The organism is Qaidamihabitans albus (assembly GCF_016464705.1).
Taxonomy (GTDB): domain Bacteria; phylum Actinomycetota; class Actinomycetes; order Mycobacteriales; family Pseudonocardiaceae; genus Qaidamihabitans; species Qaidamihabitans albus.
The window spans coordinates 116269-137375 of sequence record NZ_JAEHOB010000017.1 but is presented as its reverse complement, the minus strand read 5'-3'; the positions used below and the strand labels follow the sequence as shown (position 1 = coordinate 137375).

General features: G+C 71.1%; 21 protein-coding genes. 9 read left to right on the top strand and 12 right to left on the bottom strand.

The genetic code is table 11. The features are described from left to right. Window position 1 precedes the first annotated feature (1 nt). From JAP66_RS26620 to argC, 4 genes are read right to left on the bottom strand one after another with little or no spacing between them, the layout of a single operon-like run. Window positions 2-1195: an acetylornithine transaminase gene (locus JAP66_RS26620; protein WP_199434582.1), complete on the bottom strand. Its 1194-nt coding sequence runs from the start codon at window positions 1193-1195 to the stop codon at window positions 2-4. Then, on the bottom strand, window positions 1195-2115 hold the full coding sequence (gene argB, locus JAP66_RS26615) for an acetylglutamate kinase (RefSeq protein ID WP_199434581.1): 921 nt from the start codon (window positions 2113-2115) through the stop codon (window positions 1195-1197). Before argB ends, JAP66_RS26620 begins: the two co-directional genes overlap by 1 nt. After that, window positions 2112-3263, bottom strand: a complete 1152-nt coding sequence (gene argJ, locus JAP66_RS26610) for a bifunctional glutamate N-acetyltransferase/amino-acid acetyltransferase ArgJ (RefSeq protein WP_199434580.1) — start codon at window positions 3261-3263, stop codon at window positions 2112-2114. The genes argB and argJ overlap by 4 nt, the downstream gene beginning before the upstream one ends. Further along, window positions 3260-4288 (bottom strand): N-acetyl-gamma-glutamyl-phosphate reductase, encoded by a 1029-nt coding sequence (gene argC, locus JAP66_RS26605; RefSeq protein ID WP_199434579.1) that lies wholly within the window; start codon window positions 4286-4288, stop codon window positions 3260-3262. Before argC ends, argJ begins: the two co-directional genes overlap by 4 nt. A 154-nt stretch (window positions 4289-4442) precedes the next feature. Between argC and JAP66_RS26600 the strand changes: the two genes are divergently transcribed. Together JAP66_RS26600 and JAP66_RS26595 are read left to right on the top strand one after the other, a co-directional pair. Then, on the top strand, window positions 4443-5150 hold the full coding sequence (locus tag JAP66_RS26600) for a DNA alkylation repair protein (RefSeq protein ID WP_199434578.1): 708 nt from the start codon (window positions 4443-4445) through the stop codon (window positions 5148-5150). A gap of 25 nt (window positions 5151-5175) precedes the next feature. Then, entirely contained in the window at window positions 5176-5739 is a 564-nt protein-coding gene (locus JAP66_RS26595) for a DUF4262 domain-containing protein (RefSeq protein WP_199434577.1), read from the top strand. A 27-nt stretch (window positions 5740-5766) separates the two neighbouring features. Here the strand turns inward: JAP66_RS26595 and pheT are convergent, their stop codons facing one another. The 6 genes from pheT to infC form a co-directional block, all read right to left on the bottom strand. Continuing rightward, window positions 5767-8334 carry a phenylalanine--tRNA ligase subunit beta gene (pheT, locus tag JAP66_RS26590; RefSeq protein WP_199434576.1) on the bottom strand — a complete coding sequence of 856 codons (2568 nt, stop codon included), beginning with the start codon at window positions 8332-8334 and terminating at the stop codon, window positions 5767-5769. Between the two features lie 237 nt (window positions 8335-8571). Further along, entirely contained in the window at window positions 8572-9639 is a 1068-nt protein-coding gene (gene pheS, locus JAP66_RS26585) for a phenylalanine--tRNA ligase subunit alpha (protein WP_199434575.1), read from the bottom strand. Between the two features lie 108 nt (window positions 9640-9747). After that, on the bottom strand, window positions 9748-10569 hold the full coding sequence (locus tag JAP66_RS26580) for a TrmH family RNA methyltransferase (protein ID WP_210770683.1): 822 nt from the start codon (window positions 10567-10569) through the stop codon (window positions 9748-9750). Next, entirely contained in the window at window positions 10566-10943 is a 378-nt protein-coding gene (gene rplT, locus JAP66_RS26575) for a 50S ribosomal protein L20 (protein ID WP_199434574.1), read from the bottom strand. The genes JAP66_RS26580 and rplT overlap by 4 nt, the downstream gene beginning before the upstream one ends. Before the next feature lie 62 nt (window positions 10944-11005). Then, the gene (rpmI, locus tag JAP66_RS26570) at window positions 11006-11200 is read right to left on the bottom strand and encodes a 50S ribosomal protein L35 (protein WP_199434573.1); all 195 of its coding nucleotides are present in this window, start codon (window positions 11198-11200) and stop codon (window positions 11006-11008) included. Window positions 11201-11276: 76 nt separating this feature from the next. Then, window positions 11277-11849, bottom strand: coding sequence for a translation initiation factor IF-3 (infC, locus tag JAP66_RS26565; RefSeq protein ID WP_199434572.1), 573 nt, complete (start codon window positions 11847-11849; stop codon window positions 11277-11279). 215 nt (window positions 11850-12064) lie between these two features. Here infC and JAP66_RS26560 point away from each other — a divergent pair, with 215 nt between their 5' ends. Then, window positions 12065-12475 (top strand): DUF1844 domain-containing protein, encoded by a 411-nt coding sequence (locus JAP66_RS26560; protein WP_235999507.1) that lies wholly within the window; start codon window positions 12065-12067, stop codon window positions 12473-12475. A gap of 1 nt (window position 12476) precedes the next feature. Here JAP66_RS26560 and JAP66_RS26555 read toward each other — a convergent pair whose 3' ends face one another. Beyond that, entirely contained in the window at window positions 12477-12860 is a 384-nt protein-coding gene (locus tag JAP66_RS26555) for a RidA family protein (RefSeq protein WP_199434570.1), read from the bottom strand. Next, on the bottom strand, window positions 12861-13622 hold the full coding sequence (locus JAP66_RS26550; RefSeq protein WP_199434569.1) for an IclR family transcriptional regulator: 762 nt from the start codon (window positions 13620-13622) through the stop codon (window positions 12861-12863). Between the two features lie 165 nt (window positions 13623-13787). On the opposite strand from JAP66_RS26550, the gene JAP66_RS26545 reads away from it, so the two are divergent. The 6 genes from JAP66_RS26545 (at window position 13788) to JAP66_RS26520 (ending at window position 21103) form a co-directional block, all read left to right on the top strand. Further along, a complete protein-coding gene (locus JAP66_RS26545) occupies window positions 13788-15095 on the top strand; it encodes an amino acid deaminase (RefSeq protein ID WP_199434568.1) in 1308 nt (435 codons plus the stop codon). Window positions 15096-15103: 8 nt separating this feature from the next. Continuing rightward, window positions 15104-16699 (top strand): N-acyl-D-amino-acid deacylase family protein, encoded by a 1596-nt coding sequence (locus JAP66_RS26540; protein ID WP_199434567.1) that lies wholly within the window; start codon window positions 15104-15106, stop codon window positions 16697-16699. Between the two features lie 73 nt (window positions 16700-16772). Then, window positions 16773-17870 carry a lactonase family protein gene (locus JAP66_RS26535; protein WP_307849727.1) on the top strand — a complete coding sequence of 366 codons (1098 nt, stop codon included), beginning with the start codon at window positions 16773-16775 and terminating at the stop codon, window positions 17868-17870. 141 nt (window positions 17871-18011) lie between these two features. After that, window positions 18012-19295: an extracellular solute-binding protein gene (locus tag JAP66_RS26530; RefSeq protein WP_199434566.1), complete on the top strand. Its 1284-nt coding sequence runs from the start codon at window positions 18012-18014 to the stop codon at window positions 19293-19295. Next, window positions 19296-20261, top strand: coding sequence for a carbohydrate ABC transporter permease (locus tag JAP66_RS26525; protein ID WP_199434565.1), 966 nt, complete (start codon window positions 19296-19298; stop codon window positions 20259-20261). Further along, window positions 20258-21103 carry a carbohydrate ABC transporter permease gene (locus tag JAP66_RS26520; protein WP_199434564.1) on the top strand — a complete coding sequence of 282 codons (846 nt, stop codon included), beginning with the start codon at window positions 20258-20260 and terminating at the stop codon, window positions 21101-21103. Before JAP66_RS26525 ends, JAP66_RS26520 begins: the two co-directional genes overlap by 4 nt. Window positions 21104-21107 lie beyond the last annotated feature (4 nt).

The window sequence follows — 21107 nt, the reverse complement described above, 5'->3', positions numbered from 1 at the left end:
GTCAGTCCGTATCCTTTTCTTTCGCCGAGCCGAGCGCGGCGGGCAGGGCGGCCAGGAACTCGTCGGCCTGTTCGCGGCCGAGGATCAGGGGCGGGGCGAGCCGCAGCACGTCCGGCTGGACGGGGTTGATCAGGAAGCCGGCCCCCTGCGCCGCGGCGGCGACCTTCGCCGACACCTGTTCGTGCAGCACGATGCCCAGGAGGAACCCGGCGCCCCTGACCCCGCGCACCAGCGGGTGCCCGAGCTGCTCCACACCGGCGGCGAGCTCCTTGCCCGCCGAGGAGACGTGTTCGAGGAGTCCGTCGGCGGCGATCGTGTCGAGCACCGCGAGCGCGGCCGCGCAGCACACGGGGTTGCCGCCGAAGGTGGTGCCGTGCTGGCCCGGCTCGAAGAGCGCTGCGGCCGGCCCGGCCGCGATGCACGCGCCGAGCGGCAGGCCGCCACCGAGACCCTTGGCGAGGGTGACGAGGTCGGGCACCACGCCGGCCCGCTGGAACGCGAACCAGCTGCCGAGCCGGCCGATGCCGGTCTGCACCTCGTCGACGACCAGCAGGGCACCGTGCTTCGCGGTCAGCGAGCGAGCCGCCTGCAGATAGCCCTCCGGTGGCACCACGACGCCGTTCTCACCCTGGACGGGCTCGACGACGAACGCCGCGGTCTCGTCGTCGATCGCGGCTTCGAGCGCCGAGACGTCACCGTAGGGAATGTGCGCGACCCCCGGCACGAGCGGCTCGAACGGCCCGCGCTTGCCCGGCTGCCCGGTCAGCGACAGCGCGCCCATCGTGCGCCCGTGGAAGCCACCATCGGTGGAGACCACCCTGGTCCGTCCGGTGCGGCGGGTGAGCTTCAGTGCCGTCTCGATCGCCTCCGCGCCGGAGTTGCAGAAGAGCACCTTGCCTTCACCATCCATACCGGACAGATCGAGCAGCCGCTCGGCGAGCCGCAGCGCCGGCTCGTTGACGTAGAGGTTCGACGTGTGCCCGATGGTGGCGATCTGCTCCGTCACCGCCGCGACGACGGCGGGATGCGCGTGACCGAGTGCGTTCACGGCGATACCGGTAAGCAGGTCGACATAGCGGTTGCCGTCCGCGTCCCACACCACGGCGCCCTCGCCCCGCGTGAGCGTCAGCGCGGGCGTGCCGTAGTTGTTCATCATCGAGGCCTGCCACCGCAGCTGGTTGTCCTGGTTGGACATCATTCGCCCCCCGGATCGGGCAGGACCATCGTTCCGATGCCCCGCGACGTGAAGACTTCGAGCAGTACCGAGTGCGCGAGCCTGCCGTCGATGACGTGCGCCCGCTCGACGCCGCCCCGGATGGCGCGCAGGCAGGCCTCCATCTTCGGGATCATCCCGCTGGCCAGGCTCGGCAGGAGCTGTTCAAGGCGGTCCGCCGCGATCCGGTCGATCAGCGACGACCGGTCGGGCCAGTTCGCGTAGAGCCCCTCCACGTCGGTGAGTACCACGAGCTTCTCCGCGCCGAGTGCGGCGGCGAGCGCGCCTGCCGCCGTGTCGGCGTTGACGTTGTGCACCACACCGTCCACGTCGGGCGCCACGGTGGACACCACCGGGATGCGGCCGGCGTTGACGATGTCGAGCACCGCGTCCGGGTTGACGTCGGCGACCTCGCCGACCAGCCCGATGTCGACGGATTCGCCGTTCACCGTGGCCAGCTTGCGCTCCGCGGTGAACAGCCGCGCGTCCTCGCCGGAGATGCCGACCGCGTACGGGCCGTGCGCGTTCATCAGGCCCACTAGCTCGCGGCTGACCTGCCCGACGAGCACCATCCGCACGACGTCCATGGTCTCCGGGGTGGTCACCCTCAGGCCGCCCTTGAACTCCCCGACGAGGCCAAGACGGTCGAGCATCGAGGTGATCTGCGGGCCGCCGCCGTGCACCACCACCGGCTTCAGCCCTGCGAGCCGCAGGAACACCATGTCCTGCGCGAACGCCCGTTTCAGTGCGTCGTCGACCATGGCGTTGCCGCCGTACTTGACGACGACGGTCGCGCCGTGGAAGCGCTGCAGCCACGGCAGGGCCTCGATCAGCACACCGGCCTTCTCACCCGCGGTGGCCAGCCGCTCGTCCGCGGCGACCAGGGATTCCGGATTGCTCATGTCGAGTACGCCGAGTTCTCGTGCACGTAGGCGTGCGTCAGGTCGTTCGTCCAGATCGTCGCCGACTCGGCGCCCGCCTTGAGGTCGACGGTCACGGTCACCGCACGCTCGCCGAGGTCGACCTTCTCGCGCGGCTCGCCCGGCTCACCGCCCCGGCACACCCAGACGCCGTTGAAGGCGACGTCGAGCTCGGCCGGTTCGAAGGCGGCCGACGTGGTGCCGACGGAGGCGAGGATGCGGCCCCAGTTCGGGTCCCTGCCGAACACGGCGCACTTGAACAGGTTGCTCCTCGCGACGGCCCGGCCCACCTCCACCGCGTCGTCCTCGGAGGCGGCGTTGACGACCTCGATCGCGATGTCGTGCTCGGCGCCCTCCGCGTCGGCGAGCAACTGCTGGGCGAGGTCATGGCAGACGTCCGTCAGCACCACGCCGAACTCGGCCGCGTCCGGTGTCACGCCGGACGCGCCGCTGCACATCAGCAGCACCGTGTCATTGGTCGACATGCAGCCGTCGGAGTCGAGCCGGTCGAAGGTGACCCTGGTCGCCTCCCGCAGCGCCCGGTCGGCGGTCGCGGCGTCCACCAGCGCGTCGGTGGTGATCACCACGAGCATGGTGGCCAGCGCCGGAGCGAGCATGCCCGCGCCTTTCGCCATGCCGCCGACGCACCAGCCCTCGCCCTGGCGCAGCGACTCCTTGCTGCGCGTGTCGGTCGTCATGATCGCCTCGGCGGCGGCGGAGCCCCCGGTCGCCGAGAGCTCGGCGACCGCCCGCTCGATGCCCGTGGTGAGCTTGTCCTGCTGGAGCTGCTCCCCGATCAGGCCGGTCGAGCACACGACGACGTCGATCGCGCCGAGGCCGAGCGTTCCCGCGACGAGCTCCGCCGTGGCGTGCGTGTTCTGGAAGCCCTGTGGCCCGGTGTAGCAGTTGGCGCCGCCGGAGTTGAGCACGACCGCCCGCGCGCGGTGGTCCGCGAGCACCTGCTCGCTCCACAGCACCGGGTTGGCCTTGCACCGGTTCGAGGTGAGCACGGCGGCGGCGACGTCGGAAGGGCCTTCGTTGACCAGCAGGGCGACATCGGGCCTGCCACTCGCCTTCAGCCCCGCGGTGACGCCCGCGGCCCGGAAGCCCTGCGCGGTGGTGATGGTCACGGTGCGACTCCTACAGTCGGCAGCCCGATGGTCTCGGCGAGCCCGAGCGCGATGTTCATGGACTGGACGGCACCGCCCGCGGTGCCCTTGGTGAGATTGTCGATGGCGGCCACCACGATCAGGCGGCCCGCGTCGGTGTCGATGCCGACCTGGAGTTGCACGGTGTTCGAGCCGACCGTGGCTGCCGTGGCGGGCCAGGAGCCCTCCGGCAACAGGCGCACGAACGGCTCGCCGGCATAGGCCTTCTCGTAGACCTCCCTGGCCGCGGCCGGATCGGCCGGGCCGGCGAGCGGGGCGCTCGCGGTGGTGAGAATGCCGCGCGGCATCGGCGCGAGCACCGGGGTGAACGACACGGTCACCCGCTCCCCCGCGACGACGCTGAGATTCTGCGCGAACTCGGGCGTGTGCCGGTGCGCCCCGGCGACACCGTAGGCGCTTGCGGAGCCCATGAGCTCGGCCCCGAGCAGGTGCGGCTTGAGGCTCTTTCCCGCGCCGGAGGCACCGGTAACGGAGACGATGGTCACCTCGGGCCGGATCAGCCCACCGGAAAGGGCGGGTGCGAGCGCGATCGAGCCACCGGTCGGATAGCAGCCGGGAACGGCGACGCGTTTCACGCCCCGCAGCCGTTCGCGCGCGCCGGGCAGCTCCGGCAGCCCGTACGGCCACGAGCCCGCGTACTGCCCGCCATACCACCGCTGCCAGTCGCGTTCCTCCAGCAGCCGGTGGTCCGCTCCGACGTCGATGACGAGCACGTCCCGCCCGAGCCGGGCGGCGATCTCCGCGGAATGCCCGTGCGGCAGCGCGAGGAAGACGACGTCGTGCCCGGCGAGCGTGTCCGCGGTCGTGTCCTGCAGCACGCGGTCCGCGAGCGGAACCAGATGTGGATGATGCTGTCCCAGCGGCGTTCCGGCGCTGCTCGCCGCCGAAAGCACGCCGATCTCGACCTCCGGGTGCCCGAGCAGCAGGCGCAGGAGCTCACCGCCCGCGTACCCACTCGCCCCGGCCACCGCGACCTTCACCGTCATACGAATGATTATGCATGCCTACGCAAGTTCAATCAAACGAGTTCGGTTCACCCACTTCGGTGACCACTCGCGCGACCGCGCGGACGAGCTCCGAAACTGTCGTGCTCCCGGCCTAGCGTTGCCTCCACCAGCACCGAGAGATCCTGGGGGGACGATGGACGAGAACAGGGGTGGCGCGCAGGAGAGCCATCCGCTGACCGGAGCGGTGCGCGCCCGGCTCGCCGCGCTGGCCGACCCGGTCAGGGCCCCGCAGATGCGCCGGTACATGAAGTCCGACCTCCCGTTCCGCGGCGTGCCGAAGCCGGCGAGACAGCAGCTCACCCGCGAGATCTTCGACGAGTACGTGCTCACCGACGTGGACTCCTGGGAGCGCACCGTGCGGGAACTCTGGCACGGCGCCTCCTTCCGCGAGGAGCGCTACATCGCGATCGACCTCACCGGACATCGCCGCTATCTGCGCTGGCAGACGGCGGAGCGGATCCCGTTGTACGAGGAACTCGTGCGCACCGGGGCCTGGTGGGATCTCGTCGACGAGATCGCCATCCGGCGAATCGGGCCCATCCTCCGGGCCGAGCCCGCGGCCGTCGGGCCGGTGCTGCGCCGGTGGGCCACCGACCCGGATCGCTGGATCCGGCGCACGTCGGTCATCTGCCAGATCGGCGCGAAGGGCCACACCGATCGAACGCTGCTCACCGGCTGCGTGGAGGCCAATGTGGACGATACGGACTCCTTCATCCGCAAGGTGATCGGCTGGGCACTCCGCGACCACGCCAAGACCGACCCGGACTGGGTGCGCTCGTTCGTCGCCGACCATCCCGGGTTGTCCGGCCTGTCCCGCAGGGAAGCGCTGAAACATCTCTGAGAAGGAGCCACTGTTGCGAAACGGCATGACAGCACTCAGGACGACCACCGGCCACCTGCTCCGTGGCCTTCGCGGCCGCACCGGGCCGCCGCACACCTTCGGCCGAAGACGCCACGCGACGCCCGCGGCGCGACCCTCGGAGCGTCCGGACGACTGGCTGTGCGACACCATCGACGCGTTCGGCTGGGCGATCCAGTACGTCGTCGGCGACGAGGGGGCGCCACCGTTCGCCTACACGATCGGCCTGTCGGAGTACCGGCACCCGGAACTCATCCTGTTCGGCACCGACCAGTACACCGCCGGTGGAGTGCTCAACGCGCTCGGGAAACGGGTCCGGCACCGCCGGCCACCCGGCACCGGCGCGCCCCTCACGCTCGACGGCTGGCCGCACCGGGTGCACCTGGTACGGGTGCCCGACTCCTCGGGATTCCTGCTCGGCGCGAACTTCCGCTACCGCGCACCCGGCGGGCCGCCGGTGCCGGCGTTGCAGGTCGTGCACGACGACCTGTGGGGCCGGTTCCCGTGGGAGTCCGGCTACGGGATGGACCGCGCCCGGCAACCCGTGCTCGGCGCTCCCCCGGCGTCGTGATGGGCACGTCGCCGGCGACCGGCGGGTTCAGCCACGTAGGAAGGCGCCGAAACGCTCCTTCGCGGACGCCACCGCCGAGTCGCGTGCGTGCGTCGCCTCCTCCACCGTCAACGTGCGGTCCGCGGCACGGAAACGCAGCTTGTACGCCAGCGACCGCTTGCCCTCGCCGATCTGCTCGCCGGTGTAGGTGTCGAACAGCGCCACGTCCTCGAGCAGTTCACCGGCACCCTGCCGGAGCGCGTCCGCGAGGTCCGCCGACGGCACCTCGGCGTCAACCACCAGCGCGACGTCGAGCAGGACGGGCGGGTACGGCGACACGGCGGGCGCGGGCCGCGAGTCCGGAAGCGGGATCGCGTCGAGATCCAGTTCCATCGCCACGGTGCGCTTGGGCAGGCCCATCGCCTCGACGACCTTCGGGTGCAGTTCTCCCGCATGTCCGACGGGGCGGTCGCCGGCCAGCAGCCGGGCACAGCGGCCGGGGTGCCAGGGCAGCAGGTCCGCGGCCTCGGTACGCAGGCCGACCCCGGACGCCGCGGCCACCGTACGTGCGGACTCCACCGCGTCCGCCCAGGTCGCGGCCTCGCCGGGGCCCCACCAGCCGGTACGCAGGCGCTGGCCGGTGAGAACCACGGACACGTGCAGCGGCTGGACCGGCACCGACTGCTCGAGCGCCGCCAGCTCGTCGTCGGCGGGCCGGGCGTCGACCGCCAGGTCGGGCACGTCGGCGGGCTCGGCACTCGGCAGCACCACCTGGCCGATATGGAACAGCGCGACATCTCGGAACCCGCGGGAGAGGTTGCGCTGCAACGTCTCCAGCAGTCCCGGCAGGAGGGTGGTCGCCAGCTCGTCCTTGTCCGACTCCAGCGGGTTCAGCAGTGTCAGGCCACGCCTGCGGGGGTCGTCCTCCGGCAGCGCGAACGCGTCCCAGGTCGACTTCGAGACGAAAGGAAACGGGATGACCTCGACATAGCCGGCCTCGGCGAGCGCGCGGGACACCGTGCGGCGGCGCCGTTGCGACTCGGTGAGGCCGCGGCCCGCGGGCGCGGCGGGCAGGACCGACGGGATGCTGCCGTAGCCCTCCAGCCGAAGCACTTCCTCCACCAGATCCGCCTGCTGGCCCAGGTCACCACGCCAGCTCGGCGGCACCGCCGAAACCACCGCGGTGCCGTCGTCCCCCGTGCCGACCGCGACCTTGCAGCCGATCTGCGTCAGCCTGCGCACGGTCACGCCACGTTCGTAGCGCACACCGGCGACCTGGTCGGGCAGGCTGATGGGCATGGTGATGGCCGGCATCGGCTCCGTTCCGCCCTCGTCGGTGCGGCCCGGCCGGATACTTCCGTCGCCGTACTGGCGCAGCAGCCGCGCGGCCGACTCCACCGCCACAGCGCACAGCTGCGGGTCGGCGTACCGCTCGAACCGCTTCGCCGCCTCGGAGAAGAGCCGGTGCCTGCGAGCCGTCCGGCTGATGGACGGCGGGTCCCAGTGCGCCGCCTCCAGCAGGACATCGGTGCTGTCACCGCTGATCTCGGTGCCAGCGCCACCCATGGTGCCGGCCAGCGAGACCACCCCGGTGTCGTCCGCGATCACCACGTCGTCGGGGTCGAGCTCCCGCTCGACGTCGTCGAGCGTGGTGAGCTTCTCGCCTGGCCGGGCCCGGCGGACCACCAGGTCACCCTTGACCGAACCGGTGTCGAAGGCGTGCAGTGGCTGGCCCAGCTCCAGCATCACGTAGTTGGTGACGTCCACGGCAAGCGAGATCGACCGGATACCGGCGAGCAGCAGCCTCCGCCGCATCCACCACGGCGTCGGCGCGCCCGCGTCCAGCCCGGTCACCCGGCGCAGCACGAACCTGCGACAACCCTCGGTGTCCTCGATGCGCACCGGCCACGCGTCGCCCTCGGCCTCCGGCACGTCGGTGTTGGCGGGATCGCCGAAGGGGACGTCGAGCGCGCACGCCAGCTCGCGGGCCAGGCCGCGGACCGACAGCGCGTAGCCACGGTCGGGAGTGGGCGCGACCTCGATGACCGTGTCGTCCAGGTCGAGTACGTCGCGGGCGTCGTCACCGGGATCGGCCGTTCCGGGCGGCAGTACCAGGATTCCGGTGTGGTCGTCACCCAGGCCGAGCTCGCGGGCCGAGCAGATCATGCCCTCGCTGACGTGGCCGTAGGTCTTGCGGGCCGAGATCTCGAAGCCACCGGGCAGCACGGCACCGGGCAGCGCGACGACGACGAGGGCACCCTCCGCGAAGTTGGTGGCGCCACAGACGATGCCGTTCGTGCGCGCCCTTGGCGGATCGACGTCCTCGTCCTCGGTGGAGTCGGGCTCCCCGGTCTCCTCCACCGCATCCCCGAGAGCGGTACCGGCGTCGCCGAGCTCGACCTGGCAGTACCGGATCGGCTTCTTGAAGTCGGTGAGCTCCTCGATCTCGGCAACCCGGCCGATCACCAGCGGGCCGGTGATCTCACCGAGCGGGTGCACGCCATCGACCTCGATGCCGATGCGGATGAAGGCGTCGGCCAGCTCCTGGGCCGTGACCTCGTCGACCTTGTCGCCGAGCTCCAGGCGCTCCTTCAGCCAGCTAACGGGGACTCGCACTACTTNAGGCGTCGGCCAGCTCCTGGGCCGTGACCTCGTCGACCTTGTCGCCGAGCTCCAGGCGCTCCTTCAGCCAGCTAACGGGGACTCGCACTACTTCTCCGTTTCCTGCGGGACACCCGCACCCGGTCGGCGCAAACGATCCGCTCCGCAATCATCGATCATTCACGCCTCCGTTTCCTGCGGGACACCCGCACCCGGTCGGCGCAAACGATCCGCTCCGCAATCATCGATCATTCACGCCTCCGTTCCGAAGGGAAGGGTGAACCGGATATCGCCCTCCACCATGTCACGCATGTCCGGAATGCCGTTGCGGAACTGCAGGGTGCGCTCCAGGCCCATGCCGAACGCGAAACCCGAGTAGACGTCGGGGTCGACGCCGCAGGCGCGCAGGACGTTCGGGTTGACCATGCCGCAGCCACCCCACTCGACCCAGCCTGCGCCACCCTTCTTCTCCGGGAACCACACGTCCACCTCGGCCGAGGGCTCGGTGAACGGGAAGAAGTGCGGGCGCAGCCTGGTCTCGGACCGCTCACCGAACATGGCGCGGGCGAACGCGTCGAGCGTGCCCTTCAGGTGCGCCATCGTGATGCCCTTGTCCACGGCCAGTCCCTCGACCTGGTGGAATACCGGCGTGTGCGTCGAGTCGAGCTCGTCGGTGCGGTAGGTGCGGCCCGGGCACACGACGTAGACCGGCGGCTCCCGGTGCAGCAGCGTCCGCGCCTGCACGGGCGACGTGTGCGTGCGCAGGACCAGACCCGAGCCCTCCGGGGCGACGTAGAACGTGTCCTGCATCTGGCGCGCCGGGTGGTCCTTGCCGAAGTTGAGCGCGTCGAAGTTGAACCACTCGGCTTCGAGCTCAGGGCCCTCGGCCACCTCGTAGCCCATGCCCACGAACACGTCGGCGACCCGCTCGGCGATGGTCGCGACGGGGTGGCGCGCCCCGCGCGGCAGCCGGTCCCACGGCAGCGTGACGTCGACGCTCTCCTCGCGCAGCACGCGCTCGTCGCGTTCCGCCTGCAAGGTGGCGCGCCGGGAGTCGTAGGCCGCCTGGACAGCCTGCCGGGCCTCGTTCACCCGCTTGCCGGCTTCGGCCTTCCGGTCCTTCGGGAGTCCACCGATCTCGCGGCGCGCGAGGAGCAGCGGCGACTGGTCGCCGAGATGCGCGGGCTTGACCGCGGCCAGCGCGTCGAGATCCGCCGCGGCGGCGAACTCCTTCTCGGCCGTCTCGACGGCGGCGGACAGGGTTTCGGGCGCAAGCGGATCAGCCGGCTTGGGCTCTGGCTTGTCGAAGGCTTCGGACATAACTCCTCGGCGTCCGCTGTGACGGCTCTGGCGGGCTGCACGCAGGCGCGAGCGCACGTGAGCGATGGACGGGGCGATTCTAGGTGATCGGGCCGGGCACCCCGCTGGTCACCCTCGGTCAGTAGTCCGGCGACCCGCCGCCATGGCCGCGGCGTACAGGCACACGGCGGCCGCGGTGGCCAGGTTGAGGCTCTCGGCGCGGCCGTAGATGGGCACCCGCAGCGCCTCGTCGGCGTGCCCGAGAACCTCCGGCGGCAGGCCGTGTGCCTCGTTGCCGAACAACCAGGCCGTAGGCCGGTCCAGGCCGGTCGCCGTCTCGAGCCCCCGTTCGGCGTTCCCGTCGGCGGCCACGACGCGTAGCCCCGCCCGGCCGCATGCCCCGAGCGCGGCGAGGACGTCGCGCTCCCGGGCCACCGGAAGGTGGAACAGGCTGCCCGTCGACGCCCGGACGCACTTGCCGTTGTGCACGTCCACCGCGTCTCCGGCGAAGATCACCGCATCGGCGCCCGCTGCGTCGGCGACCCGGAGGACCGTGCCCGCGTTACCGGGATCGGCGACTCCGGCCAGCACGGCCACCAGCCGAGGGCGGCCGGCGAGTGCGGTCTCCAGATCGACGTCCACCGTGTCGCACACGGCGGCGATGCCCTGCGGCGTCACGGTCTCCGACAACAGTTCGGCTGCCCGCCGGTCGATCAGCGAGACCGCGGGCGCGTCAACGAGCAGATTCGCGTGCCGTTCGGCGGCGGACTCGGTGACGAACACCTCGTGCACCCGCCCGAACCGCAGCGCCTCGCGCACCGCCTGTGCGCCCTCGGCGAGAAACCGGCCCGCGTCGTCCCGGCCGGCCCGTGTGGTCAGCCGCCGGGCTGCGACGACCCGGGGCGTCTTGTGAGTGAAGACATCCCCGGGTCGTCCGGTGTCGCGGATCAGGCCGGCTTCTTCGCGTCGGCAGGCACGTTCTGCTTGGCGACCTCGGCGAGCGAGGCGAAAGCGGCCGCGTCGTTCACCGCGAGGTCGGCGAGGATCTTGCGGTCGACCTCCACACCGGCGGCCTTGAGGCCCTGGATGAACCGGTTGTAGGTCACGCCGTTCTGCCGGGCCGCCGCGTTGATCCGGGTGATCCACAGCTGGCGGAAGTCACCCTTGCGGGCACGGCGGTCCCGGTAGGCGTAGTTCAGCGAGTGAAGCGTCTGCTCCTTGGCCTTGCGGTACAGCCGCGAACGCTGACCGCGATAGCCGCTGGCCAGTTCGAGAGTTGCGCGACGCTTCTTCTGGGCGTTCACCGCCCGCTTGACGCGTGCCACGGGTCCATCCTGTCGATCTCGGGGGGTGCCTCGGCACCCCGGGGTTTACACGTTCTGGCTGCTCAGCGACCGAGCAGCCGCTTGACGCGGCGCACGTCGGGGGCCGCGACCTCGGTCGTGCCCTCCAGCCGGCGCGTGACCCTGCTGGACTTCTTCTCCATCAGGTGGCGGCGGCCCGCCTTCTGGCGGCGGATCTTGCCGCTGCCCGTGACACGGACACGCTTGGAGATCCCGCTGTGCGACTTGTTCTTCGGCATACTTTCCTCTTTCATGCGGCAGCACACCGACAACCGGTGTGCTGCTGGACGTGCTGACGGAAGCCGACCGTTCCGGCTAGGCGTTCTCGGGTTCCTTCGAAGCCTTCGCCTTCGCCTTCGCGTTCTTGTGCGGTGCCAGCACCATCGTCATGTTGCGGCCGTCCTGCTTCGGCGACGCCTCCACGAAGCCCAGCTCGGACACATCGTCGGCGAGCCTCTGCAGCAGCCGGAAGCCGAGTTCCGGCCGGGACTGCTCACGCCCGCGGAACATGATCGTCACCTTGACCTTGTTCCCCGCGGCGAGGAAGCGGGACACGTGCCCCTTCTTCGTCTCGTAGTCGTGCGGGTCGATCTTGGGCCGCAGCTTCTGTTCCTTGATGACGGTCAGCTGCTGGTTGCGGCGGGACTCGCGAGCCTTCTGGGCGCTCTCGTATTTGAACTTGCCGAAGTCCATGAGCTTGGCCACCGGCGGGCGAGCCTGCGGGGCGACCTCGACCAGATCGAGGTCCGCCTCCTGGGCGAGCCGCAGCGCGTCCTCGATCCGGACGATGCCGACCTGCTCACCGTTCGGGCCCACGAGGCGAACCTCGGGGACACGGATGCGCTCATTGATGCGCGTGTCGGAGCTGATGGGGCCTCCTTGGTCCAAGTGTCGTTGTTCTCGTGTCTCGACCTGGTGCCCACATACCGCGGGCCCCGTCACCAGTACTTTCGTACCCGTGTGCGGGGCCCTCAATCCGATCTGCATCCGGAAAACCGGACGCTCCGCGGAAAACCGGCCGAATCGGCCGCTTCTCCGCGGGGACCGGACCCGGCCGCCTGATGGAGCTCGGGCGGCGACTCGGGTGGGAGCGGGGCTCCACTTTGCGGCCCCCGAACATACGGGGGCTGGTCGCTCGTGGAAGGGTACCAGACGTGGTGGATAACGTTTCGCAGCAGCCCGATGATTCCCCGGAGGTCAGGGAACTCCACGACATCCCGAGCGTCGAGGTCATCAGCCGGGCCGCCGTGATGCTGCTCTCCGCCGCCGCCGAACGGCTCGGGCTCGCCGACGACGATCCGGAGTCGAGCCCCCGCCGCGACCTCGACGAGGCGCGCCGGCTGATCACCGCGCTGGCCGGACTGGTCACCGCCTCCGGGGAGTACCTCGGCCTGCACGCGGGCCCGTTGCGCGACGGGCTCCAGTCGCTGCAGAAGGCGTTCCGTGAGGCGTCGGCGGTCCCGGACGCACCCGGTCAGGGGCCTGGCGAGAAGTACACCGGCCCGGTCTACTGACTCACGAGCCGGTCACGGCAAGCGCGTCGATCTCCACGAGCAGTCCGGCGGGCAACCCGACGTAGACGGTGGTCCGCGCCGGAGCGGGCTCCTCGATCAGCGCGTTGTAGGTCTCGTTGAACTCGGCGAAGTGCGCCGTGTCGGTCAGGTAGACCCGCAACATCACGACGTCGGCCATGCTCGCCCCGGCGGCCGCGAGCACCGCCTCCAGGTTGGCGAGGACCTGCCGGGTCTGCCCGGTGACGCCCTGCGCCGCGACCTCCCCGGTCGCCGCGTCGATGCCCACCTGCCCGGCGACCTGCAGGATGCCGCCCTTGCGGACCGCCTGGGAGTAGTTCGCGACCGGCTTGGGCGCATTCTCCGTGCTGATCGAGACCTTGGCCATCTAGGGGTTTCCTTTCTCGTGTCCGGTCCATCCGCAGCGGACGGACGCCTCTTCCGCGGCCTTGCGCAGCTCGGGCACCAGCGCCAGCAGGCCGTCGAGATCCAGCAGGACGCGGGGCACCGAAAGGGACACCGCGGCGAGCACCTCGCCGCGGGCGCCGCGCACCGGCGCCGCGACGCAGTGGATGAAGTCCTCGTGCTCGGCGTTGTCGACCGCGTAGCCCCGCTCGGCGACCCGGTCCAGCTCGGCCAGGTAGTCACGCACGCCGGTGATCGTGCCTGCCGTGAGCGCCGGGTAGCCGAGGCCCTCCGCCACCTCTTCGCGCCTGCGTGGCGGGAATGACGCCACCAGCACCTTGCCCACGGCCGTGCAGTGCAGCGGCGCGCGTTTGCCCACCCGCGAGTACATCCGCACGGAGTGATGGCCCTCGAACTTGTCGATGTAGACCACCTCACCGTCCTCGTAGCTGGCGAGGTGCACGGTGTGACCGGTGCGCTCGTTGAGGCCGGCGAGCGCGGGCTCCGCACTGCGCCGCACGTCGCGCTGCTCCAGCGACTGGTTGGCCAGGTCGAACAGCGCCGTACCCAGCCGGTAGTGGCGTGCGCCCTCACGGTGGACGAAGTGGTGGGTCTCGAGCGTGCGGAGCAGGCGCAGCACGGTGGACTTGTGCACGCCGATCTCCCCGGCGAGCTGGTCGAGCGTCTTCGGCTCCCTGGCCAGGCACGCCACCAGGGTGAGAGCACGATCGAGGCTCTGGCTCATGGGCGCACCATGGCCTCGCTCCGGACCGGCACCTCGTCGGCCACCCGGCCCCCTCCGTTCGTCTGCTCCGTGCACGGACAGCGTTGACCTGCCACCGCGGCGATGCTACATCTAGCTAATGCGTTTTGCGCAACTTCTATTGCAGAGTATGCAACGGAATTACGGATGAAGCCGGCGGCGATGGACCCCGCGGCGCTGCGAGCGCTCCGGGAGGAACGGCTCGACTGGCGCTTCCGGGCCGTCCCCTCCGCCCTGTGGGGACTGAGCATCGAGGAGGCCGCCGCCCGCGGGCCCCGGCTGTTCGCCGACGGTTTCCTCGGCCCGGTCGTCGTCCTCGCCGAGGCGGCGCTCGAGCACAACCTGCGCACGATGGCTGCCTGGTGCGCCGAGCACGGTGTCATGCTCGCCCCGCACGGCAAGACGACGATGGCTCCACAGCTGTTCGACCGCCAGCTCGGCCACGGGGCGTGGGGCATCACCGCGGCCAATGCCGGCCAGCTGCGCGTCTACCGCGCCTTCGGCGTCTCGCGGGTGCTGCTGGCCAACCAGCTCGTGGACCCGGCCGCCCTGCGCTGGCTCGCGGACGAGCTCACCCGCGACCCCGGCTTCGAGTTCTGCTGCTGGGTGGACTCCGTGCGCGGGGTGGAGCTGATGTCGCGGGCACTCGCCGGGGCGGGCGCGCGGCGGCCGGTGGACGTGCTCGTCGAGCTCGGCGCCGAAGGCGGGCGCACCGGCGTACGGGACCGGGATACCGCACTGGCGGTCGCCGCGGCCGTGCGCGACAGCGGGGCGCTGCGCCTTGCCGGCGTCGGCGGGTACGAGGGCTCGCTCGCCCATGACGCAGGCGACGCCTCCCGCGGCCGGATCGCGTCCTATGTGGACGACCTGCGCGAGCTGGCTGTCGCGCTGGCCGAGGGCGGCTTCCTCGACCCGGCACGGCCGGTGACGGTCACCGCTGGTGGCAGCGCGTTCTTCGACCAGGTCGCCGACGGCATCGGCACGGGCTGGCCCGCAGGGCTCGAGGTGCTGCCGATCCTGCGCAGCGGGGCCTACCTCACCCATGACGACGGCTTCTACCGGGAGATCTCGCCGCTCGGCGAGCACCCGCGCGTCGCCGGCGTGCCGTTCGAGTCGGCGCTGCGTGCCTGGGCCCAGGTCACGTCGCGGCCGTCGGCCGAGCTGGCGCTGCTGACGCTGGGCAAGCGCGACGCCTCGTTCGACGAGGGCCTGCCGGTGCCCAGGCTGCATCGCGCGGACGGCGGTTCACCGGTCCCGCTGGCCGGGCACTCCGTGACCGCGCTCAACGACCAGCACGCCTTCGTGTCGCTGCCGCCGGGTTCCCCGCTCGAGGTGGGCGACTGGGTGGGGCTCGGCCTTTCCCACCCGTGCACGGTCTTCGACAAGTGGCCGCTCATCCCCGTGGTCGGCGCCGACGGCGAGACGGTCGTCGACTTCGTCCGGACCTTCTTCTAGGAGCGCGTGTGGACACGGTCCTGCGGGGCGCCCGGATCGCCGACGGTACCGGAGCCGAGGAGTTCGAGGGAGACGTCGGGCTGCGCGGCGGCCGGATCGCCCGGATCGCCGGTCCCGGCTCGCTGAGCGGGCGGCGGGTCGTCGACGCCACCGGTCTCGTGCTCGCACCCGGATTCATCGACATGCACGCCCATTCCGACCTTCAGGTGCTCGCCGAGCCCGGGCACGTGGCGAAGGTGTCGCAGGGCGTCACCACCGAGGTGCTCGGCCAGGACGGCCTGTCCTACGCGCCCGTCGACGACCGCACGCTGCCCGCGCTGCGCGCGCAGCTGGCCGGGTGGAACGGCGACCCGCCCGGGTTCGACTGGAACTGGCGCTCGGTCGGCGAGTACCTCGACCGGCTCGACGAGGGCATCGCCGTGAACGTGGCCTACCTGGTGCCGCAGGGAACGGTGCGGATGCTGGCCGTCGGCTGGGACGACCGGCCCGCCACCGAGGAGGAGCTGGACACGATGCGGGAGCTGGTCGCGCGCGGCATGCGCGAGGGCGCGTTCGGCCTGTCCTCCGGGCTGACGTACACCCCCGGCATGTACGCGGGCACCGACGAGCTCGTGGCCCTCTGCGAGGTCGCCGGCGCGCACGGCGGTTTCCACAGCCCGCACCACCGCAGCTACGGCGCGGGCGCCCTGGAGGCCTACGCCGAGATGGTCGCGGTGTCCCGGCGTGCCCGGTGCCCGCTGCACCTGGCGCACGCGACCATGAACTTCCCGGTCAACGAGGGCCGTGCGCCCGAGCTGCTGGCGCTGCTCGACGACGCGATCGCCGAGGGTTGCGACATCTCGCTCGACAGCTACCCGTACCTGGCCGGTGCGACCTACCTGTCGGCGCTGCTGCCGAGCTGGGCCGCCGAGGGCGGTGTCGATGCCACGCTCACCCGGCTGGCCGATCCGGGCGTCCGGGAGCGGATCAGGGCGGAGATCGAGGAGACCGGTTCCGACGGTGCGCACGGCGTGCCGGTCGACTGGGCAGCCATCGAGATCAACGGCGTCCGCGATGCAGCCAACGCGCACCTGGTGGGGCACAGCGTCGCCGAATCGGCTCGCTCCGCCGGGCTGGCACCCGCCGAGCTGTACTTCCGGGTGCTGATCTCGGACCGGCTCGGCACGTCCTGCCTCATGCACGTGGGGCACGAGGAGAACGTGCGGGCCGTCATGCGGCACTCGGCCCACACCGGCGGCAGCGACGGCCTGCTCGTCGGCGACCGGCCGCATCCGCGGGCGTGGGGCACCTTCCCCCGCTACCTCGCCCGCTACGTCCGGGAACTCGGCGTGCTGTCGCTGACCGAGTGCGTCGCCCACCTGACGGGCCGGGCGGCACGACGGCTGCGGCTGCCCGACCGCGGCCTGATCCGCGAGGGCCACGTCGCGGACCTGGTCCTGTTCGACCCCGGCACCGTGGCCGACACCGCAACGTTCGAGCAACCGCGCCGGCGCCCCGACGGCATTCCCCACGTGTTCGTGGGTGGCGTCGCCGCGATCGACGACGGCCGCCCCACCGGGGCACTCAACGGCGGCTCCCTGCGTCACCGCGGGCGGGCCGCATGAGGGTGTTCGTGGTCGCCATCCACTGTCGTCTACCGAGGAGTACACACATGTATGTAATTCCAGGGGCTCAGCGGTGAACCGCCGGACGCTGCTCGGTGCCGCGAGTGCGGCCGGAATCGCCGGTCTCCTCGGTGTGCCCGCCGAGGCCGCCGGCCGCGCGGGCGGTCCGGTGGTCTACCTCGGCGGCTACTCACCGGACGGACTTCGCGTCGCCGCCCGCGCGCGACGCGGCCCGGTGCTCACCGTCACGCGGACGGTGCCGGACGTCCCCGACGCGTCCTGGCTCACCGTTCATCGCGGCACGATGTACGTCACCAACGAGCACGCGGTCGACGGCACGGTGACGGCACTGAGCGTGCGCGATCCGCGGCGGCCGAGTTTGCTCGGCACGCGGCCGACCCTCGGCGGCGCGCCCACCCACCTCTCGGTGCATCCGAGCGGGCGATATCTGCTCACCGCCAACTACGTGGACGGAACCGTGGTGGTGTATCCGATCCGGCGGGACGGCGGCCTGGGTGAGCCGACCGACCTGGTCCGGCACACCGGCGCGGAGCGGCAGGCGCACGCGCACCAGGTGCTGCCCGATCCGAGCGGACGCTGGGTGCTCGCGGTCGACCTCGGCGCCGACTCGGTGTACATCTACGAGCTCGACCTCGCGAGCGGGCGGCTGGTGGCACGTGAGCGGCTGCGGCTGCCCTCCGGCGCCGGGCCACGGCATCTCGCGTTCCATCCGAGCGGGCACGTCGCCTACGTGCTCGGCGAACTGCGCCCGGAGGTCACGGTCACGGCGTGGGATCCCGCCCGCGGTCGGCTGGAGCCGCTGCGCACCGTTCCCACGGTCGCGGACTCCACGCCGGAGCCGCAGTACCCGGCAGAGATCGCCGTGTCCGCCGACGGCCGGTTCTGCTACGCCACGAACCGGGGCGAGGACACCGTCGCCACCTTCGGCATCGGCCGCGACGGCACCACGCTGACCCGTCTCGGAAACGTGCCGACGGGCGGGGTCTGGCCGCGGCACTTCACCTTCGACCCGGCACAGCGGTGGATCTACGTGGCGAACCAGCGTTCGGGCACGGTCACGTGGCTGCCCCGCGACCGCCGCACCGGGCTGCCCGGCCCGGTCGCGGGCTCCCTCGCCGTGCCCTCGGCCGCGTTCGTGACCTTCGCCTGACCATCCGGGCCGCGCGCCCGCCGGAAAGCGGTTCTCCGTTTCCTCCAAGTGGTCTAGACCCCTTGCGGTCTAGACCACGTGCGCCTTATCGTCGTTGCCTATTACGAGATTTTGGTTGCATGTTCTGCAACGGAGGTCCAGATGAGACTCAGGATGATCGCGGCAGGCCTGGCGCTGGCCATGGCCGCCGGCTGCGCGCCTGCCCAGTCCGGCTCCACGGGCGAGGGCGGCGACGAGCGGACGGGCACGCTGCGCGTCTGGCTCTTCGACGAAGCGAACCGCAACCCGAAGGAGAACGTCGTCAACGAGGCGATCGCCGAGTTCGAGGCCGCGCACGGGGGCGTCACGGTCGATGTACAGTGGGTGCCGGTCGAGAGCCGCGCGGACAAGTTCGCCGGTGCCTTCAACGACCCGTCCAACGCGCCGGACGTCGCCGAGTTCGGCAACACGGATCTGCCGGGCTACGTCGAGGCGGGCGCCTTCGCCGACCTCACCACGGAGGTCGAGGGCTGGAAGTCGGGGGCCGACCTGCTGCCCGACGTGCTCGACACGGCCACAGTGGACGGCAAGGTGTACGGAATTCCCTGGTTCACCGGTATTCGCGCGCTGTACTACCGCACGGACGTCTTCGCCGAGCTCGGCCTCGAGCCGCCGGCCACCCTCGCCGAGCTGACCGGGACCGCGCGCGCCGTGCGGCAGGCCAGGCCGGACATGTACGGCATCTCCGTCGGCGGCCAGTACGTGTACGCCATGCTGCCGTTCCTGTGGGCGTCCGGTGGCGAGCTGGCCCGCCAGGAGGGCGATGGCTGGACATCGGCCCTGAACTCGCCCGAGGCCCGGCAGGGCGTCGCGGCGTTCGCCGAGCTGATCGCGGCCGACATCTGCCCGCCCGAGCAGTGCGCGAACCTCACCGGAACGCAGAGCGTGCAGGCGTTCACCGGCGGGAAGGCCGCGATGACCATCGGCGGTGACTTCAACCGCAAGGCCGTCGAGGAAGCCGGACTCGACGGTAAGTACGCGGTCGTTCCGCTGCCCGGCACCGAGCCCGGATCGATCGCGCCCGCCTTCGCCGGGGGCAACCTCCTCGGCGTCTTCGGGGCCAGCGAGCGCCGCGGCCTCGCCGTCGAGTTCGCCCAGCTGCTCGCGAGCCCCGGATACCAGGCGAAGATGTACGCCGCCATGGGCAACCTGCCCACCCTCGCGAGCGTCCAGCGGGAGCTGGCGGGCAGCGACCCCTTCCTCACGCCGTTCGTGGAGACGATGTCCGCAGGAACGCGGTTCGTGCCCGCCACGCCCGCCTGGTCGAAGATCGACGCCCAGGGTGTTCTGCCCACCGCGGTACAGCGCATCGCCACTGGGGAACAGCCGGTGGCGGAGGCACTGGAGAACGCGGCCCAGCAGATGAACGACGCCTTCGCCGGATAGATGGCCACCCGGGAGCTCGTCCCCGCCCCGGCACCGGTCGCCGTCCCGCCCTCGCGCCGTCCCCGGCGCGGGCGGCGGGACGGCCACCCCGCCGCGCTGTACCTGGCGCCCGCGGCGGTGCTGCTGCTCGGAGTGCTGGCCTACCCGATCTACCAGCTCGTCGTCATCTCACTCTACGACTACGGGCAGGCCGAGGCGGCCGGGAACGCGCCGCTGGTGTTCCTGGGCCTGGACAACTACGCGGAGCTGCTGGCCCGCACCCAGTTCTGGGTCGTGCTGGCCAAGACCATCGGGTTCGCGGCGGTATGCGTCGTGGGCAGCCTCTTCCTCGGCACGGCACTGGCGGTGCTGGCCAGCCGCGTGCGCGCGGTGCCGCGGATGCTGCTGTTCCTCGCCGCGCTCGGCGCGTGGGCGACCCCGGCCGTCGCCGGATCCTACGTCTGGCTGTTCCTGTTCGACGCCGACTTCGGACTCGTCAACGAGGTGCTGGCCGGAATCGGCTTCGAGGCGATGGCCGGGCATTCGTGGACCTTCGGCACGTACAGCGCGTTCGGGCTGGTGGCGCTGGAGGTCATCTGGTGCTCGTTCCCGTTCGTCCTGGTCACCATGTACGCGGGGATCAAGGGCATTCCGGACGAGGTGATCGAGGCCGCCTCGCTCGACGGCGGCTCGTGGCCGCGGATCGCGACCTCGGTGATCCTGCCGATGCTGCGACCGCTGCTGCTGATCGCGACCATCCAGTCGATCATCTGGGACTTCAAGGTATTCACCCAGATCTACGTGATGACGAACGGCGGCGGCGTCGCGGGCCGCAACCTCGTCCTGAACGTCTACGCCTACCAGCAGGCCTTCGCGGGCCAGGAGTACGGCCGGGGCGCGGCGATCGGCGTGGTGATGACGTTGATCCTGCTGTCCGTCACCGCCCTGTACGTGCGGTCCCAGCGACGGAGCGTGGAGCCGACATGACCCGCCGGAGAGGCAGGCTGCTCGCCGAGATCGGCACCGTGGTCGTCGCGGGCGTCGTGGCGTTCCCGCTGTACTGGATGGTTCTTTCAGCGCTCAAGCCCGCGGGCGAGATCCAGTCCGCGCAACCGCGGCCGTGGACCTTCTCCCCCACGCTGGAGAGCTTCGAACGCGTGCTCACCGTGTCGGGGTTCGGCCGGTACTTCCTGAACAGTGTGCTCGTGGCCTGCGCCGTGGTCGCCCTTTCGCTGCTCATGTCGTTCCTTGCCGCGGTGGCGCTCACCCGGTTCCGGTTCCGCGGCCGGGTAGTGCTGCTGGTGATGCTGCTCGTGGCACAGATGGTGCCGATCGAGGCGCTCACGATCCCGCTGTTCTTCCTGATGCGGTCGGTCGGCGAGGTGGCGCCCGCGTTCGGGCTGAACGAGCTCGGCTCGCTCGTGCTGGTGCACCTGGCGTTCAGCCTGCCGTTCGCGATCTGGATGCTGCGCGGCTTCGTCGCGGCCGTGCCCGTGGAGCTGGAGGAGGCCGCCCGGATCGACGGCGCGAGCCGGCTGCGCTTCACGTGGCAGATCCTGTTCCCACTGGTGCTGCCGGGGCTGGTGGCGACCAGCGTGCTCGCGTTCATCCACGCGTGGAACGACTTCCTGTTCGCGAAGACGTTCATCATCTCGAAGACGGAGAACCAGACGCTGCCGCAGGCGATCCTGGTGTTCTTCAAACCCGAGGAGAACGACTGGGGTGCGATCATGGCGAGCTCGACGCTGATGACCGTCCCCGTGCTCGTGTTCTTCGTGCTCGTCCAGCGCAGGCTCGTCTCGGGCCTGGCCGGTGCGGTGAAGGGGTGAGCAC